The 16,500-nt window shown below is 67.3% G+C and carries 16 protein-coding genes; 9 read left to right on the forward strand and 7 right to left on the reverse strand.

Annotation, left to right across the window (positions count from 1 at the left end; genetic code table 11):
- Positions 1-80: 80 nt before the first annotated feature.
- The 3 genes from D5S19_RS30050 to D5S19_RS30060 all read left to right on the forward strand — a co-directional run bounded on the left by D5S19_RS30050 (position 81) and on the right by D5S19_RS30060 (position 2,717).
- Complete coding sequence (locus D5S19_RS30050; protein ID WP_120026703.1) at positions 81-1,304, forward strand: NADP-dependent isocitrate dehydrogenase; 1,224 nt, start codon at positions 81-83, stop codon at positions 1,302-1,304.
- Between the two features lie 190 nt (positions 1,305-1,494).
- Positions 1,495-1,806, forward strand: a complete 312-nt coding sequence (locus D5S19_RS30055) for an SH3 domain-containing protein (RefSeq protein ID WP_120026704.1) — start codon at positions 1,495-1,497, stop codon at positions 1,804-1,806.
- A 95-nt stretch (positions 1,807-1,901) separates the two neighbouring features.
- Positions 1,902-2,717: an exodeoxyribonuclease III gene (locus D5S19_RS30060; RefSeq protein ID WP_120026705.1), complete on the forward strand. Its 816-nt coding sequence runs from the start codon at positions 1,902-1,904 to the stop codon at positions 2,715-2,717.
- Between the two features lie 91 nt (positions 2,718-2,808).
- Here the strand turns inward: D5S19_RS30060 and D5S19_RS30065 are convergent, their stop codons facing one another.
- Positions 2,809-3,522 (reverse strand): chitinase, encoded by a 714-nt coding sequence (locus tag D5S19_RS30065; RefSeq protein ID WP_120026706.1) that lies wholly within the window; start codon positions 3,520-3,522, stop codon positions 2,809-2,811.
- 731 nt (positions 3,523-4,253) lie between these two features.
- On the opposite strand from D5S19_RS30065, the gene D5S19_RS34275 reads away from it, so the two are divergent.
- From D5S19_RS34275 to D5S19_RS30080, 3 genes are all read left to right on the forward strand, one after another.
- Entirely contained in the window at positions 4,254-4,931 is a 678-nt protein-coding gene (locus D5S19_RS34275; protein WP_120026707.1) for a hypothetical protein, read from the forward strand.
- A gap of 58 nt (positions 4,932-4,989) precedes the next feature.
- A complete protein-coding gene (trpS, locus tag D5S19_RS30075) occupies positions 4,990-6,012 on the forward strand; it encodes a tryptophan--tRNA ligase (protein WP_120026708.1) in 1,023 nt (340 codons plus the stop codon).
- Between the two features lie 81 nt (positions 6,013-6,093).
- Positions 6,094-7,107 carry a YhjD/YihY/BrkB family envelope integrity protein gene (locus D5S19_RS30080; RefSeq protein WP_120026709.1) on the forward strand — a complete coding sequence of 338 codons (1,014 nt, stop codon included), beginning with the start codon at positions 6,094-6,096 and terminating at the stop codon, positions 7,105-7,107.
- Here the strand turns inward: D5S19_RS30080 and D5S19_RS30085 are convergent.
- The gene (locus tag D5S19_RS30085) at positions 7,104-8,336 is read right to left on the reverse strand and encodes a D-alanyl-D-alanine carboxypeptidase family protein (RefSeq protein WP_120026710.1); all 1,233 of its coding nucleotides are present in this window, start codon (positions 8,334-8,336) and stop codon (positions 7,104-7,106) included. The genes D5S19_RS30080 and D5S19_RS30085 overlap by 4 nt on opposite strands.
- Positions 8,337-8,378: 42 nt before the next feature.
- Between D5S19_RS30085 and D5S19_RS30090 the strand changes: the two genes are divergently transcribed.
- Both D5S19_RS30090 and D5S19_RS30095 read left to right on the forward strand, forming a co-directional pair.
- Positions 8,379-8,627: an SCO4848 family membrane protein gene (locus D5S19_RS30090; protein ID WP_120026711.1), complete on the forward strand. Its 249-nt coding sequence runs from the start codon at positions 8,379-8,381 to the stop codon at positions 8,625-8,627.
- Positions 8,628-8,701: 74 nt separating this feature from the next.
- On the forward strand, positions 8,702-10,090 hold the full coding sequence (locus D5S19_RS30095) for a S8 family peptidase (RefSeq protein WP_120026712.1): 1,389 nt from the start codon (positions 8,702-8,704) through the stop codon (positions 10,088-10,090).
- A gap of 68 nt (positions 10,091-10,158) precedes the next feature.
- Here D5S19_RS30095 and D5S19_RS30100 read toward each other — a convergent pair whose 3' ends face one another.
- The 5 genes from D5S19_RS30100 to sdhC all read right to left on the reverse strand — a co-directional run bounded on the left by D5S19_RS30100 (position 10,159) and on the right by sdhC (position 14,703).
- Complete coding sequence (locus D5S19_RS30100; RefSeq protein WP_233574246.1) at positions 10,159-11,052, reverse strand: hypothetical protein; 894 nt, start codon at positions 11,050-11,052, stop codon at positions 10,159-10,161.
- A 230-nt stretch (positions 11,053-11,282) separates the two neighbouring features.
- Positions 11,283-12,047, reverse strand: a complete 765-nt coding sequence (locus D5S19_RS30105) for a succinate dehydrogenase iron-sulfur subunit (RefSeq protein WP_098511431.1) — start codon at positions 12,045-12,047, stop codon at positions 11,283-11,285.
- Positions 12,047-13,801 (reverse strand): succinate dehydrogenase flavoprotein subunit, encoded by a 1,755-nt coding sequence (sdhA, locus tag D5S19_RS30110; RefSeq protein ID WP_120026713.1) that lies wholly within the window; start codon positions 13,799-13,801, stop codon positions 12,047-12,049. Before sdhA ends, D5S19_RS30105 begins: the two co-directional genes overlap by 1 nt.
- Before the next feature lie 36 nt (positions 13,802-13,837).
- Positions 13,838-14,254, reverse strand: a complete 417-nt coding sequence (locus D5S19_RS30115) for a succinate dehydrogenase hydrophobic membrane anchor subunit (RefSeq protein ID WP_120026714.1) — start codon at positions 14,252-14,254, stop codon at positions 13,838-13,840.
- Entirely contained in the window at positions 14,254-14,703 is a 450-nt protein-coding gene (sdhC, locus tag D5S19_RS30120; protein WP_098511426.1) for a succinate dehydrogenase, cytochrome b556 subunit, read from the reverse strand. Before sdhC ends, D5S19_RS30115 begins: the two co-directional genes overlap by 1 nt.
- A 575-nt stretch (positions 14,704-15,278) precedes the next feature.
- On the opposite strand from sdhC, the gene D5S19_RS30125 reads away from it, so the two are divergent.
- On the forward strand, positions 15,279-16,421 hold the full coding sequence (locus tag D5S19_RS30125; protein WP_120026715.1) for a BMP family lipoprotein: 1,143 nt from the start codon (positions 15,279-15,281) through the stop codon (positions 16,419-16,421).
- Positions 16,422-16,500: the final 79 nt, after the last annotated feature.

The raw sequence follows: 16,500 nt of genomic DNA on the forward strand, positions 1-16,500 counted from the left end.
GGCTCTGTTTAGCAGTACGCTTGTACCGCTACCGAAGAGAGTCGAACGCGAAGAGATCCGCGGAAGGAGCACCGCTGCTCATGGCCAAGATCAAAGTCCAGGGCACCGTCGTCGAACTCGACGGCGACGAGATGACCCGAATCATCTGGCAGTTCATCAAGGACAAGCTGATCCACCCGTACCTGGACATCGACCTGGACTACTACGACCTGGGCATCGAGGAGCGGGACCGCACCGACGACCAGATCACCATCGACTCGGCGAACGCCATCAAGCGCCACGGCGTCGGCGTCAAGTGCGCCACCATCACCCCGGACGAGGCCCGGGTAGAGGAGTTCGGCCTGAAGAAGATGTGGCGGAGCCCGAACGGGACCATCCGCAACATCCTCGGCGGCGTGGTGTTCCGCGAGCCGATCATCATGGCGAACGTGCCGCGGCTGGTACCGGGCTGGACCAAGCCGATCATCATCGGCCGGCACGCGCACGGCGACCAGTACAAGGCCACCGACTTCAAGGTCCCCGGCCCGGGCACGGTGACCATGACCTACACCCCGGCCGACGGGTCCGCGCCGATGGAGTTCGAGGTCGCGCAGTACCCGGAGGGCGGCGGCGTCGCCATGGGGATGTACAACTACCGCAAGTCGATCGAGGACTTCGCGCGCGCGTCGCTGCAGTACGGCCTCGACCGCGGGATGCCGGTCTACCTCTCCACCAAGAACACCATCCTCAAGGCCTACGACGGCATGTTCAAGGACGTGTTCCAGGAGATCTTCGAGGCGGAGTACAAGTCCGACTTCGACGCCAAGGGCCTGACCTACGAGCACCGGCTCATCGACGACATGGTCGCCGCGGCGCTCAAGTGGGAGGGCGGGTACGTCTGGGCTTGCAAGAACTACGACGGTGACGTGCAGTCCGACACCGTGGCGCAGGGCTTCGGCTCGCTCGGCCTGATGACCTCGGTGCTGCGTACACCGGACGGCAAGACCGTCGAGGCGGAAGCCGCGCACGGCACGGTGACCCGGCACTACCGCCAGCACCAGCAGGGCAAGCCGACCTCCACGAACCCGATCGCCTCGATCTACGCGTGGACCCGCGGCCTCGAGCACCGCGGCAAGCTCGACTCCAACTCGGAGCTGATCGGCTTCGCGAACAAGCTGGAGCGGGTCGTGATCGACACCGTCGAGAGCGGCAAGATGACCAAGGACCTCGCGCTGCTGGTCGGCAAGGACCAGCCGTGGCAGACGACCGAGGAGTTCCTCGCGACGCTGGACACGAACCTGGCCAAGAAGGTCGCGCAGGGCTGATCTTCGGCAGGGTTTTCCCGGCAGAAGGGCACCTCGGAGGAGTCTTCCGAGGTGCCCTTCGCCATTCGATGACTGTGCGTCATCCCCCGGTGACGGTCGTTCCCGCCACCGGGTGGTCTGTGCGCGCACCTCTGTCTGCGCGGGCCCGGGGTCTCTACCCTGGTAACCGTTTCGCGACTGAGGAGCTGCTGTGATCCTGGGTTTGCCGAAGAAGGTACTGATCATCATCGGGGCCGCCGTAGTGGTCTTCATTTTCTACGTGGTCAACCAGAAGGGCGAGGCCGACGCGCAGGGGGCCCCGACCGGATGCACGATGTCGGTGACCGCGGACGTGCTGAACGCCCGCGAAACCCCGGCAGGCGACGGGAAGATCGTCGGGAAGTACTTGAACGGTGCCAAATTCAACGCGCAACCGGTGGTGCAGAACGGATTCCGCAAACTCGCCGAGGGCAAGTGGGTGGCCGACGGGTTCCTGAAGCCGCTGGACGGCTCGAAGTGCTGACGCGCCGGTGATCAGCCCGCCCGCGCTTCGGCACCGGGTGCGGTCGATCGGCGACCGCCGAGCCTCGGCGGGAATTGTCGTACCCGCCGGGTAGCGTGCGCGGGGTGCTGACCGTCTCCACCGTGAATGTCAACGGCCTGCGGGCCGCTGTGAAAAAGGGCTTCGTCGAATGGCTCGCCGCCACGAAGGCCGACGTCGTCGCGTGCCAGGAAGTGCGGGCCGAGGCCACGCAGCTGCCCGCTTCGGTTGTCGAGCCCGCGGGCTGGTTCGCCGCGCACGCGCCGTCGGCCGTCAAGGGGCGCAACGGGGTATCGCTCTACAGCCGGGTCGAGCCGGACGAAGTGCGCATTGGGTTCGGTGAGCCGGAGTTCGAGGACAGCGGGCGCTATCTCGAAATGCACCTGCCCGGGGTGGTCGTGGCGAGCCTGTACCTGCCCAGCGGCGAGGTCGGGACCGAGCGGCAGGAGGAGAAGGAACGCTTCATGGCCGCGTTCCTGCCCTACCTCGCCGAGCTGCGCGGGAAGGCCGCCGCGGCCGGGCGCGAGGTCGTCGTGGTGGGCGACTGGAACATCGCCCATGACACCATCGACCTGAAGAACTGGCGCGGCAACCAGAAGAACTCCGGTTTCCTGCCGGAGGAACGCGCCTGGCTTGGCCGGGTCCACGAGGCCGGTTACGCCGATGTGCAACGCAGGCTCGACGCCACCGGCCCCGGCCCGTACACCTGGTGGTCCTACCGCGGCAAGGCCTTCGACAACGACTCCGGCTGGCGGATCGATCTCCAGCTGGCCACCCCCGGCCTGGCCGAGAAGGTCACCGCGGTGACGGTCGAGCGGGCCGAGTCCTACGACCGGCGGTGGTCCGACCATGCCCCGGTCACGGCGACCTACGATGTGCCGTTCCCGCGCTGAGGCGGGTGCTTTCTGTTGCCCGGCAACGTAACTGTCCCCCCGGCAGGGGCCGGGGGGACAGCTGGGGGAGGGGGGAGAGTCCGGTATGCGGTCAGCAGCTGAGGTTGCCGCCCGGGTCGACGCCGAGGATGCCGGCGAACCTCGTGTAGGCGTCGACGCGGCTTTGCACCTGGGCCGGGTTGCCGCCGTTGCATTCGATGGATCCGTTGATACTGCGGATGGTTTCGCCGAAGCCGCGTTCGTCGACCATGGCGTCGTGCGGGGTCATCGTGCCCGGGCCGGATTGGGTGTTCCAGTACCAGAGCCCGGTTTTCCAGGACACAGCCGGGTCCTGCGCGACCAGTGACGGGTTGTTCAGCAGGTCGATGCCGAGCGAGTCACCGGCCGCCTTGTAGTTGAAGTTCCAGCTCAGCTGGATCGGGCCGCGGCCGTAGTACTGGTCGTTGCCCGCCGGGCAGCCGTAGGGCCGGCTGGTGTCGCAGTAGTGCGGGTAGTTCGCGGTGTTCTGCTCCACTATGTACACCAGGCCGCCGGTTTCGTGGCTCACGTTCGCCAAAAACGCGGCGGCTTCTTGCTTTTTCACAGTATCGCTTCCGGTGTTGGCGAATCCGGGGTATGCGCCGAGCGCGTCGGTCAGTCCGGCGTAGGTGTAGAACTGGTTCCGGCCAGGGAACATCTGGTTGAATTGGTCCTCGCTCACCGGGAATTCGGCGTTCGGCGCCGCGTGCGCGACCCCCGGTATGAGCACCGCCACCGCGGCTGCCGTGCCGGTCACGAACGCGGTGAGAATCCTGCGCAGAGACATGGGCTCGCTCCTTTGGTCGCCCGGGCAAGTGGTCTACACCACAGAGGTATAGACCACTGGGCCGGACGCGAGAACCACCTTCGGGGAAGAGGATGCGAAAAGACCAGCTGAGTTGGTTAATAACTGACATTGAGTGAGTGGGGAGGGCTGAACAGGTGAGCTTTTCCGCGTTTCGCTCGGCTGTCGCCCACGAAGCGTGGATTCCGCCGACGGGCGCGTTGGCCGGATCTGCCTGCGCTGTTGCGGGCGGCGGCTGTCGGTCGGTGAGGTGACCGGCTGCGTGGCGTCGGGTGGTTGGCGGAGGGGCGGCTAGTCGCCGTGCACGGGGGTCACGGTGAGTCGGCCCAGGCGTGCCGTGCCGGGCTGGTGTCCGGCGGCTGCGGTTTGTTGCGGGACTGCGCTGGGTTGGTGATCGACTCGTAATGCAACGCTGACCACCGGCGATGCGGTTCAGTGCGGGGGCGGCCATGGGCGCTCCCCGTGTGGGCGCTAGTCTCGGCGCCCGAGTTGATCGGACCGGACCGGTCTTGACACGCTCGGTAGTTTTCTCACCAGCAGCGCACGGGTGCCTCATCCAAAGGGGTGAGCTGCCCGTCGGGAACAGTCACTTCGCGGGAGGCACTCCGGTGCGCAACCCAGGCCACCTCCTGACTCGGTCGGCGCTACGCGACGGCCGTCCGGCGGGGTCCCGTCGCTTGCGGCCTTCGGCGCGGGTCCCGGCGGTGTTCGGGATGCCGGCGGTCCTGCTGCTGACTGGCGCGGCACCGGCACTCGCGGATGACGACGTTTCCCAAGAGACGGTCACTTCGGCCGGGTTCGGAATGCTCGGCCCGGTCGGGCTGGTCGCGGTCGCGCTCGGGGTCGTCGGCATGACGCTCGGTGTGGTGCGGCAGCGACGCAAGGCGCGCGCCAAAACGCAGGCCGAAGCAGGCCTTGGTGTGGCTGAGGCCGTCGACGTCGCCGCTGCGGACCCGTCCTTCGGTGAAGCTGACCAGAGCGCGCAGGGCGGGGTCAGCATGGCGGCCCACGACCTCACTCCGGCTGATGACGCGTCGGACAAGGCGTCGTCGGGTCATGGCTCAAAGCACGCGGTCGACCCCGCGCCGCACGCAGCCGCAACACCGGGCTCCCCGTCACGCAGCGCCACAACCCCAACGCACACGGTCGAACCCGCCTCCTCGGCAAGGACCGTTTCCTCTGCGGGAATTCCGACGCGTAACGCTGTCGCGGGCAGGGCGGCTGCGGCGGCCAGGCTCTCAGCGGGCCGGGCGATCCCGGCCAGGGCGACCAACGCCAAGGCTGCCGGTACCCGGGGCGCGAACGCCGCGAAGCCGCACCGGGCCGCTCAGCACGGCGATGCCGGGACCGAGGACCCGACCCGGCCGTTGAGCACGCTTCAGCAGCCCTGAACGGGTGCTTCGCCGACCTCGCGCGGGGCATCGATCCCGGCCCTGGAAGAATCCAGGCGTGTCCGACGAACAGAACGGCCGCCTGCGGGTGCTTTCCGGGATTCAGCCGACCGCCGACTCCTTTCACCTCGGCAACTACCTCGGCGCGCTGCGTCAGTGGGTGCGGCTGCAGGACACCCACGAGACCTTCTACTGCGTCGTCGACCTGCATGCGATCACGGTGGAGCAGGAGCCGAAGGTGCTGCTGGAGCGCACCCGCCGGTCGGCCGCGCAGCTGCTCGCGATCGGGGTCGACCCGGCGCGGAGCGCGTTGTTCGTGCAGAGTCACGTGCCCGAGCACGCGCAGCTGAGCTGGGTGCTCGAATGCCAGACCGGGTTCGGGGAGGCCGGCCGGATGACCCAGTTCAAGGACAAGGCCGCAAAGCAGGGCACCGACCGGGCGAGTGTCGGGCTGTTCACCTACCCGATCCTGCAGGCCGCTGACATCCTGCTGTACCAGGCGAACGCGGTGCCGGTGGGCGAGGATCAGCGGCAGCACCTCGAACTCACCCGCAACCTCGCGCAGCGGTTCAACAACCGGTTCGGCCCGACGTTCACCGTGCCCGAGGCGCACATCGTCAAGGACACGGCGAAAATTTACGATCTGCAGGACCCGACGGCCAAGATGAGCAAGTCGGCGTCGGCGGCGAACGGGCTGATCGAGCTGCTGGAGGACCCGAAGCGGTCGGCGAAGAAGATCCGCTCCGCGGTCACCGACACTGGCCGGGAGATCCGGTTCGACCCGGAGGAGAAGGCCGGCGTCTCGAATCTGCTCAGCATCTACTCCGCGCTGACCGACCGCACCGTGCCCGACCTCGAAGCGGCTTACGACGGCAAGGGCTACGGCGACCTGAAGAAGGACCTGGCCGAGGTGCTCGTGGAGTGGGTGACTCCGCTGCAGAACCGGGTTCAGTCCTATTTGGACGATGTGGCGGAGCTGGACCGGGTGCTGGCCGCCGGGGCGCGGCGCGCCCGCGAGGTCGCGACCGCAACGCTGGAGAACACCTACGCGCGGATCGGATTCCTGCCTCCCGCGCGCTGAACCAGCTTGATCCGCCAGGCGGAGTAACCACAACGGCCCATTCGAGTGGCGGGTGGCGGCGGGCGTGGTTAGCGTTCCCCGGTGGCGAAACAGACCGGTGACAAGGAAAAGCTGCTGGCCCGGCTGCGGCGCAGGTACGCGTGGCTGGATCACCTGATCCGGGCCAACGAGTCGTTCGGCGAGCACTACGGCAACCACTACGCCGCCGCCATCACCTATTTCAGCGTGCTGTCGGTGTTCCCCATTCTCATGGTCGCGTTCGCGGTCGTGGGCCTGGTGCTCGGGAAGAACCAGACGGTGATCGGCCAAATCAAGCATGGGATCGACGACTCGGTGCCGGCGGGCCTGCAGACGCTGGTGCACGGCATCACCGACAGCGCACTCGATTCCGGAAGCGGGCTCGGGATCCTCGGGCTGCTGCTGGCGCTCTACTCCGGCGTCGGCTGGATGGTGAACCTGCGGGACGCGCTCACCGCGCAGTGGGGTCAGGAGAAACGGCCACAGCCGTTCGTCGCCACCACGATCAAGGATCTGCTGGCGCTGATCGGGCTCGGGCTGGCCCTGATTGTCTCGTTCGGCCTCACCGCGGCAGGCAGTGGGCTTGGCAGGCTGCTGCTGGAACTGGTCGGCCTTGAGGAGCGGACCTGGGCGAAGTTCGTGCTGCAGGTCGTGACGATCCTGCTCGGGCTGGTCGCGAACACACTGGTCTTCCTGTGGGTGATCGCGCGGCTGCCGCGGGAGCACGTGGGGCTGCGGAGCGCGGTGAAAGGCGCGATCTTCGCGGCGGTCGGATTCGTGATCCTGCAGAAGGTTGCGTCGATCTACCTCACCAGCGTGATCAACTCTCCGTCGGCGGCGATCTTCGGGCCGGTGATCGGGTTGCTGGTGTTCGCCAACCTGGTGTCCCGGTTCCTGCTGATGGTCACCGCGTGGACGGCCACCGCACGCGAGAACCAGCGCCGGGTGGTGCAGCCGCCGGCGCCGGTACTGCTGCGCCCGGACGTCACCGTGCGGCGTGGCCTCGGGCTCGGTGCCACGGCCGGGGTGTTCAGCGCCGGGGCGCTGCTCGGCTGGCTGGGCAGGCGCAAAGGCTAGCTTCGCACGCGCTTGCGCTGGTACCCGATCACCAAGCCGGCCACGATGACCGCCGCCACGATCAAGGTGAGCACCCAGCCGGTGACACCGAACGCGTCCGGCTTTTCGGCCGACGCGGACGTTTCGCCGGAGGCCGGGGCCACGTTGCCCTGGGCATCGGTCGCGTCGGAAGCGGTCGCGGCGGGCTGGTAGTCGATCTTTCCCACCGGCGCGGCCTGCGTGCTCTCCAGCCCGAAACCGTAGTCGAGCAGCTTCGCCGCCTGGTCGACGACGCGGGTCGGCCGCTGTTCGGCGCGCAGTATCACGATGGCGAGGCGATGTCCGTCGCGCTCGGCGCCACCCACATAGGTGTGCCGCGCGTCGTCGGTGAACCCGGTTTTCCCGCCGAGGAATCCGGGATAGGCGCCGAGCAGCTTGTTGTCGTTGAACACCGGGATCGCCGGCTTCCCCGCGGCCGCCGGGATGGTGTACGACTTTGTCGCCACCGCCTGCGCGAACTCGGGTTTCTTCATGGCGTAGTGGAAGACCAGGCTCAGGTCGTAGGCCGAGGTCGACATGCCCGGCCCGTCCAGACCCGACGGCGTGGCCGCCCGGGTGTCGGTGGCGCCGATGCGCGCGGCCATCTGGTTCATCTTGGTCACCGCGCCGTCCACACCGCCGAGGGCGGTGGCGAATGCGTGCGCGACGTCGTTGCCCGAGTGCATCAGCAGGCCGTGCAGCAGCTGATCGACGGTGTACTGCCCGCCCGCGGCGATGCCGACGCAGGTGCACTCCTGCTCGGCGTCTTCCTTGGTGGGCACCACAATCTGGTCCGGCTTCAGCTCGCTGACCACGACGAGGGCCAGCAGCGTCTTGATCAGAGACGCCGGCCGTTCGCGGGCGTGCGGGTCCTTCGCGGCGAGCACTGATCCGGTGTCGAGGTCTTGCAGCACCCAGGAAGCGGAGGTGTCGCCGGCCGGCAGCGCGGGCGCTCCGTCTGGGAGGATCGTGCCGCAGCCGCCGAGCCGCGGTCCGCCGACCGGTTGCTCGGGCACCGGCAGGGCGGCAGGCGCGGGCTGGCCGGGCTTCGGGTGCTCCGAAGTGTCCACGGGCGGCGGTGGTGCGCTCTGGCCGGCGCACTGCTGGGCCTGCGCGGGCATCGCGAAAACGGCGGGCGTGGCGACGGCGAGGAGACCGGCGGCAAGAGCAGTGGTGACGGCTCGCCGCGATCGGGAAAACGCGTTGTGCACCCGTGCAGGCTAGCGTCGTGAGCGCGGTTGCATACTCAAGACATGCGCATTTCTCGAGGTACTGCGATCTTCCTGCTGGCGTTCGGAGTGTGGTCCTGGATCATTTGGATCACTTTCGCCAAGAATCTCTGGGCGAGCGACCAGTCGTGGGCAGCGGACGGATCGCCCACTGGGTATTTCGTCGTGCACGCCGTGCTCACTGTGGTCTCCTTCATACTCGGTACCGCCATCGGCGTACTCGGCTGGAAAGCCGTACGGGCCACCACCCGGGAGCATGACTCGGCCACCTGATGTGGTGACCGTTCCTTAGGAGGTGGCGTACGGCGACCGGGCTGCCTAACCTTCAGCGCGACCCTGGAGGTGGAATGTCCCGTATCCGTCGATTACTTGTTCCCGTTGCGGTTGCCGGAATCGCTGCTGGTGTTGTGACGGCTCCGGCTTATGCCGCTCCCGCGCCTTCGTGCGACACCACGAGTACGCCCTATAGCTACGTCGTGCTGTACCAGCCCGGTGCCTCGCAGCGCTCCGTCGATACCGAGCTGGGTGCGAAGTGTGGCACCAAAGTGGCGTACTACCCGGAGATCGGCGTCGCAGTCGCCAGCTCGCGCAACGCGGACTTCGCGGAGCGGATCGGCGTGATGCGTGCGTACTCGGGTGGCAAGGACGTCGCTGCGAAGAAGGCGGCGCGGGCGGAGAAGCGGGCAGCTGTCGGCGTACTGGAGCAGACGCAGACCCGTGCTGCTGCAGGCGATCTTTCGGCCCAGCAGTGGGACATGCGGGCTATTCACGCGCCGGAGGCGAACAAGATCAACCCAGGTTCGTCGCGGGTCACTGTGGGCGTACTGGATTCCGGGATAGACGCCAAGCACCCGGCGCTCGCGAGTCAGGTGGACGCGCGTCAGTCCGCCGGCTGCATCACCGGTGCTGCGGACACTACCGCTGCGTCATGGGCGCCGACGAACTCCGAACACGGCACCCACGTCGCGGGCACCATCGCGGGTAAGGACGCTGCGCGCGGCTTCTCCGGCATCGCCCCGGGCGTACGGCTGGCGTCGGTGAAGGTCGTCAACGATGGTGGCTACATCTTCCCTGAAGCTGCTGTCTGCGGGTTCATGTGGGCAGGACAACACCACTTCCAGGTGACGAACAACAGCTACTACATCGACCCCGGCATGTTCTACTGCCGCAACGAAGCCGGCGACGCAGCCGCGTACGAAGCCGTTCGCCGCGCAGTGACCTACTCGACCAACCGCGGCACGCTGAACGTCGCCGCGGCCGGCAACTCCGGCTTCGACGTCACGAAGCAGACCACCGACCCGAACCGTCCGCACCCGGTCGACTCGTCGTGCGGCATCCTGCCGAAGGCGATCGACGGCGTGGTCACGGTGTCGGCAGTCGGCTACAAGGGCACGAAGTCGTCGTACTCGAACTACGGCTCGGTCAGCGTCACCGCGCCGGGCGGCGACGGCGCACAGCAGCCCCCGGAGGGCCAGGGCATGGTCTGCCCGCTGTCGACCATCTCGAACGGCGGCTACGGCACGATGTGCGGCACGTCGATGGCGTCCCCGCACGCAGCCGGTGTCGCCGCGCTGCTGGCTTCACGGCTGCCGTTCGCTCCGCCGCAGGCGCTCTCGAACCTGTTGAACGCCAAGGCCGACCCGGTGAAGTGCGACGTCGCCGCATGCACCGGGCCGCCGAAGAACAACTCCTACTACGGGCACGGCCTGGTGAACGCACTGAACGCGGTTCGCTGATGTAGCCCCCAGGGCTGTGAAGGGACCCTTCACGGACGACAAGTCCGTGAAGGGACCCTTCACAGCCCTTAAGCCGCGCGACGTAGGGAGACATGTGGACGTGGGCGGAGTGTGGCTGCGCGGTAGGCATCGGTCAGTTCCGCCAGTACGGCGTCCGGGTCGGTGCGCACGCGGCTCGGCAGCGTTTGCACCACGGGGATACCCAGTGCCGCATAACGAGTGTTTCGTTGCAGGGTGCGGGCATAGTCGGCTGACTTGAAATGGAACTCCATCGAATCGATCTCCCAGGCCAGGCCGACGTCGTCCCACCAGAAGTCGGGCCGGCCCGCGTATCTGCCCGCGTGGTCGTACAGCACCTCGTTCTGGTGAGTTGGCGGGTTCGCCAGCCGTTTCGCCAGCTTGCGGGCTTCGTCTTCGGCAACGGACCGGATGTCCGACCAATCGACGAGCAGCCGGCGGGGGATCGCGGTCCCTCGCTTGGTGCCGCGATTCAGTTCATCCAGCAACGCATCTGGCGAACAGCCGCCGTGCTGGATCGCTTCGATCAGAACGTGGCGCGCGGCCTCAGCGCTCGGTGTCCGGCGGAGGAGGTCAGTAGCCGACCGGACCGGCGGGGCGAGGGGAAACCCCGCACGTATCCACGGCGCGGGGAGAGTGTGGGTCCGCTCGATGAGTACGAATTCAGCACCGTTCACTCTCTGCCGGTGCGGGATCAGCAGGTGAACCTGCCGTGGGCCGACGGTGCTGGAAAGGCGCATGCCGTGTCTCAGACAAGCTTCTCTGCCGGTGACGATCGCTGATTCACCGGCGTACAACAGGGCGGCCTGGACGAGCTGATCAGCTGTCGCATCGCCGTTGTGCAGGAGAATGATTCCCGGCAAGAGCCTTTGCCATGGCCCGCCGGGCAGGCATCTTCGGTAGATGCCCTTGCTGTGCATGTCGAGTGATTCGAGCACGCTCACTCGAATCACCTGATTGGTGCTGTGCTGGGCGAGTACCTCGGGCCGCACGGCCCAGTGACCTCGTTGCTTCATCCATCGACTGTGCCTCAGCACCAGCCGCCCGCGGCCGACCCCGCACCGATCTGTGGACAGCTGCCGCACCTGTGGATATCTCGCCAAGGCTGTGAAGGGTCCCTTCACGGACGACAAGTCCGTGAAGGGACCCTTCACAGCCCTTAAGGCAGGCAGGGTCAGACGCGCTTGAACAGGAGTGCGCGCTTGACTTCCTGGATCGCCTTCGTCACCTGGATGCCGCGGGGGCATGCGTCGGTGCAGTTGAAGGTCGTGCGGCAGCGCCAGACGCCTTCCGAGTCGTTCAGGATGTCCAGGCGCTCCTCGGCGCCTTCGTCACGCGAGTCGAAGATGAACCGGTGCGCGTTGACGATCGCGGCCGGGCCGAAGTACGAGCCGTCGTTCCAGTAGACCGGGCAGGACGACGTGCAGCAGGCGCAGAGGATGCACTTGGTGGTGTCGTCGAACCGGTCGCGGTCGGCCTGGGACTGGATCCGCTCGCGGGTGGGCTCGTTGCCGTAGGCGATCAGGTACGGCTTGACCGCGCGGTAGGCCTCGAAGAACGGGTCCATGTCGACGTAGAGGTCCTTCAACGTCGTCAGGCCCTTGATCGGGGCGATGCTGATCTCGGTCTTCTTGCCCGGCTTCAGCAGGTCCTTCAGCAGCACCTTGCAGGCCAGCCGGTTGATCCCGTTGATCTGCATGGCATCCGAGCCGCACACGCCGTGCGCGCAGGAGCGGCGGAAGGCGAAGGTGCCGTCCAGATAGTCCTTGACGTAGAACAGCAGGTTGAGCACCCGGTCCGTCGGCTGCGCCGGGACGTCGTAGGACTCCCAGTGCGGCTCCTCGTCGACCTCGGGGTTGAACCGCAGGATCTTCAAGGTGACGGTGATCGGCGTGTGGGTTTCGGAAGCCGTCGTGGCTTCCGGGGTGGCCGTGGTCATCAGTACTTCCGCTCCATCGGTTCGTAGCGGGTGAAGGTGACCGGCTTGTAGTCCAGCCGGATGTCCGCGCGCAGGCCGTCGCCCTGCTTGTAGGCCATGGTGTGCCGCATGAAGTTCGTGTCGTCGCGGTTCGGGTAGTCCTCGCGGGCGTGCCCGCCGCGGGACTCCTTGCGCGCGATCGCCCCGGTGACCAGGACCTCGGCCAGCTCCAGCAGGAAGCCCAGCTCGACGGCTTCGAGCAGGTCGGTGTTGTACCGCTTGCCCTTGTCCGCCACGGTGATCCGGGCGTAGCGGTCCTTCAGCGACTGGATGTCGGTCAGCGCCTGCTTGAGGGTGTCCTCGGTGCGGTACACCGACGCGTGCGAGTCCATCGTCTGCTGCATTTCCTTGCGGATGTCGGCGACGCGTTCGTCGCCGTGCTCGGACAGCAGCAGCGCCAGCTGGTCCTCGACCAGCGTGGTCGGGTTCTCCGGCAGCTCGACGTGCTCGTGCGCCAGCGCGTACTCCGCGGCGGCGATGCCCGCCCGTCGGCCGAACACGTTGATGTCCAGCAGCGAGTTGGTGCCCAGCCGGTTCGACCCGTGCACGGACACGCAGGCGACCTCACCCGCGGCGTACAGGCCGGGGATCACATTCTCGTTGTCGCGCAACGCTTCGCCGTGGATGTTGGTCGGGATGCCGCCCATCACGTAGTGACAGGTCGGGAACACCGGCACCGGCTCCTTCACCGGGTCCACGCCGAGGTAGGTGCGGGAGAACTCGGTGATGTCCGGCAGCTTGGTCTCCAGGACCTCGACCGGCAGGTGGGTCACGTCCAGGACCACGTAGTCCTTGTTCGGCCCGCAGCCCCGGCCCTGCAGCACCTCCTGGACCATCGACCGGGCGACGATGTCGCGCGGCGCGAGGTCCTTGATGGTGGGGGCGTAGCGCTCCATGAACCGCTCGCCGTCGGAGTTGCGGAGGATGCCGCCCTCACCGCGCACCGCCTCGGAGATCAGGATGCCCAGCCCGGCGAGGCCGGTCGGGTGGAACTGGAAGAACTCCATGTCCTCCAGCGGCAGGCCCTTGCGGAAGATGATGCCGAGGCCGTCCCCGGTCAGCGTGTGCGCGTTCGAGGTGGTCTTGAAGATCTTGCCCGCGCCACCGGAGGCGAACACGATCGACTTGGCCTGGAACACGTGCAGTTCGCCGGTGGCCAGCTCGTAGGCCACCACGCCGGAGGCGATCGGGTTGCCCTGCTCGTCCTCGGACAGCACCAGGTCGAGCACGTAGAACTCGTTGAAGAACTCGGTGCCGTGCTTGACGCAGTTCTGGTACAGCGTCTGCAGGATCATGTGCCCGGTGCGGTCCGCGGCGTAGCAGGCGCGGCGCACCGCCGCCTTGCCGTGGTCACGGGTGTGCCCGCCGAAGCGGCGCTGGTCGATCTTGCCCTCGGGCGTGCGGTTGAACGGCAGGCCCATCTTCTCCAGGTCGAGGACCGCGTCGATGGCCTCCTTGGCCATGATCTCCGCGGCGTCCTGGTCGACCAGATAGTCACCGCCCTTGACGGTGTCGAAGGTGTGCCACTCCCAGTTGTCCTCCTCGACGTTGGCCAGCGCGGCGCACATGCCGCCCTGTGCCGCGCCGGTGTGGGAGCGGGTCGGATAGAGCTTGGTGAGGACCGCGGTGCGCGCGCGCTGGCCGGACTCGATGGCCGCGCGCATCCCGGCGCCGCCGGCGCCGACGATCACCACGTCGTACTTGTGGAACTGCATGGGAAAAGGCTCCGCTTGCTCGTGGTGGGTGCGCCGCTAGGAGGCAGGCATCTCGGGGTCGAACGTGAAGATCACCATCGTGCCGACGGCCAGGATCAGCACCATCGAGACGTACAGCACGATCTTCAGCCAGAACCGCGTGGAGTCCTTGCGCGCGTAGTCGTCGATGATCGTGCGCAGGCCGTTGCCGCCGTGGATCTCCGCGAGCCACAGCATCGCCAGGTCCCAGAACTGCCAGAACGGCGAGGCCCAGCGGCCGGCCACGAAGCCCCAGTTGATCCGGTGCACGCCGCCGTCGAGGATGTTCATGATCAGCAGGTGGCCGAGCACCAGGATGATCAGCGCGAGGCCGGAGATGCGCATGAACAGCCAGCTGTAGAGCTCGAAGTTGCTGCGCCGGGCGGCCGGGCGCCGCGGTGCGCGCGGCTTGTCCAGAAGCAGAGCGTCGGCCATCAGGCACCCCCGAAGAGCGTTTCGACGGTGCGCTTGAGCATGAAGAACGCACCCGGAACCATCACCACGACCCAGACCACGCCGATCACCCACAGCATCGTCTTCTGATACTTCGGGCCCTTGGCCCAGAAGTCGACCAGCATCACGCGCAGGCCGTTGAGCGCGTGGAACAGCACCGCGCCGACCAGGCCGACCTCGAGCAGGTTCACGAGTGGCGTCTTGTACGTCTCGATCACCTGGTCGTAGGTGTTCGGCGACACGCGCACGAGTGCGGTGTCGAGCACGTGCACGAACAGGAAGAAGAATGTCAGCACGCCGGTGATGCGGTGCAGCACCCAGGACCACATGCCCGGGTCGCCCCGGTAGAAGGATCCCTGCCGGCGTGAGGCACCCGCCCGATCGCTCGCCCCCGCCGCTGGCTCAGCGGCAGTGCTCGCCGTGGTGGACATCGGTGAACGGCCTCCAACGTCATGACTGTCGTGCCCGGTGACCGGAGTCCTCCGCACTCGCCGGGGTCGGTCCACGGGGGACAACACCGGCGGCGGTGCCGAGATCAGGGGCTCACGCGAGCGTGGATGGGAGGGATGCTAGACCCGACCCCGGTGCCTGGCTCACCTCCGGGTTCGTCTCTGTGATGGACCAGACATCGGGAGCGGACCGCGGTACCCGGACGTGTGTTCCAGGCCACGCCGGGGCCGGGCGTGCGGGTCCCGCCGGTTCCGTTCGGGTCCACTGTGGACACGCACAGTGCCGGTGCGGCCGGGTGGCTTCCCCGATTCGACTGACCCGCGCGAGTGAGTTCTGCTGATCGATTTATGCGGAGCGTGGTCAAGTTGATCACTTTGTGTACGCGAACAGTGTCGGATCGAGCCGCTGAGTAAACGTTTGTGTTACGTAGCGTGCAGTTGCTAGGGCGTCTTCCTTACCGTTGGGTACGGTCTGGCGGTTGAGCCCGGCAACGTCGCCGGGTTCTTTCTCGGATCGTCCGCTGGATCAGCGGGGAGGGAGACGACACTTGCGTCGCATGCGTGGAACCGCGCTGGCCGCCGTGGGCATGGCCGGGGTGCTGGCCCTGGCCGGGTGTGCGAAGGACAGCGGCAAGAGCAACGCCGCGTCCGGCTCGGGGGACAACAGCTCCGGATCTGGCTGTGTCACCGCACCGAAGCCGCCCGCCGCGCCCGCCGCTGCCACGAGCAGCAGCACCGACGGTGGCAAGGTCGACGGCAGCAAGCTGAAGGTCGGCCTGGCCTTCGACGTCGGCGGCCGAGGGGACGCGTCGTTCAACGACGCGGCCGCGGCCGGTACCGACCGGGCGAAGGCCGAACTGGGCGTGCCGTCGGTGCAGGAGAGCACGGCGAGCCCGACCGAGAGCGAAGCGGCTCGGCAGCAGCGGCTGGAGCAAATGGCGAGCCAGGGGCTGAACCCGATCGTCGCAGTGGGCTTCGCCTACGAGGCGGCGGTGAAGACGGTCGCCACCAAGCACCCGGACATCAAGTTCGCGATCGTCGACGACGACACGATCACCCTGCCGAACGTGACCCCGCTGGTCTTCGCCGAGGAGCAGGGCTCGTTCCTGGCCGGTGTCGCCGCCGCGTACAAGAGCAAGAACTGCCACGTCGGTTTCGTGGGCGGGGTGAACACTCCGCTGATCCAGAAGTTCGAGGCCGGGTACCTGCAGGGCGCGAAGGCGGCTTCGAACAAGATCAAGATCGAGGACGAGTATCTCACCCCGGCCGGCGACAACACCGGGTTCCAGGACCCCGCCAAGGGCAACGCCAAGGCGGCCGCGGAGATCGCCAAGGGCGCGGACGTCGTGTACCATGCCGCCGGCGCCTCCGGCAAGGGCGTGTTCGACGCCGCGAAGTCGGGCAACGCGCTGGCCATCGGCGTGGACTCTGACCAGTACAACCAGAAGACCGTCGCCGCGGACAAGGACATCATCCTCACCTCCATGGTGAAGCGGGTCGACGTCGCGGTCCTCGAATTCCTGCGGGCGTTCGCGAAGAACGACCTCGGCTCGCTGCCCAAGCGCTTCGACCTGAAGGTCGACGGCGTCGGCTACTCCACCTCCGGTGGCAAGGTCGACGACATCAAGGATGTCCTCGACGGCTACAAGGCCCAGATCATCTCGGGCGCCATCACGGTTTCGGACAAGCCGGCCAAGTAGCAGACCCCCCGTGGCAACCGCTCCGCTGTGCGCGAACCTGCTTGCCGAGGGTGATCCGCCACTGCTGCCATGGGGGTAT

Origin of the sequence: Amycolatopsis panacis (genome assembly GCF_003600245.1) — a bacterium.
GTDB lineage: Bacteria > Actinomycetota > Actinomycetes > Mycobacteriales > Pseudonocardiaceae > Amycolatopsis > Amycolatopsis sulphurea.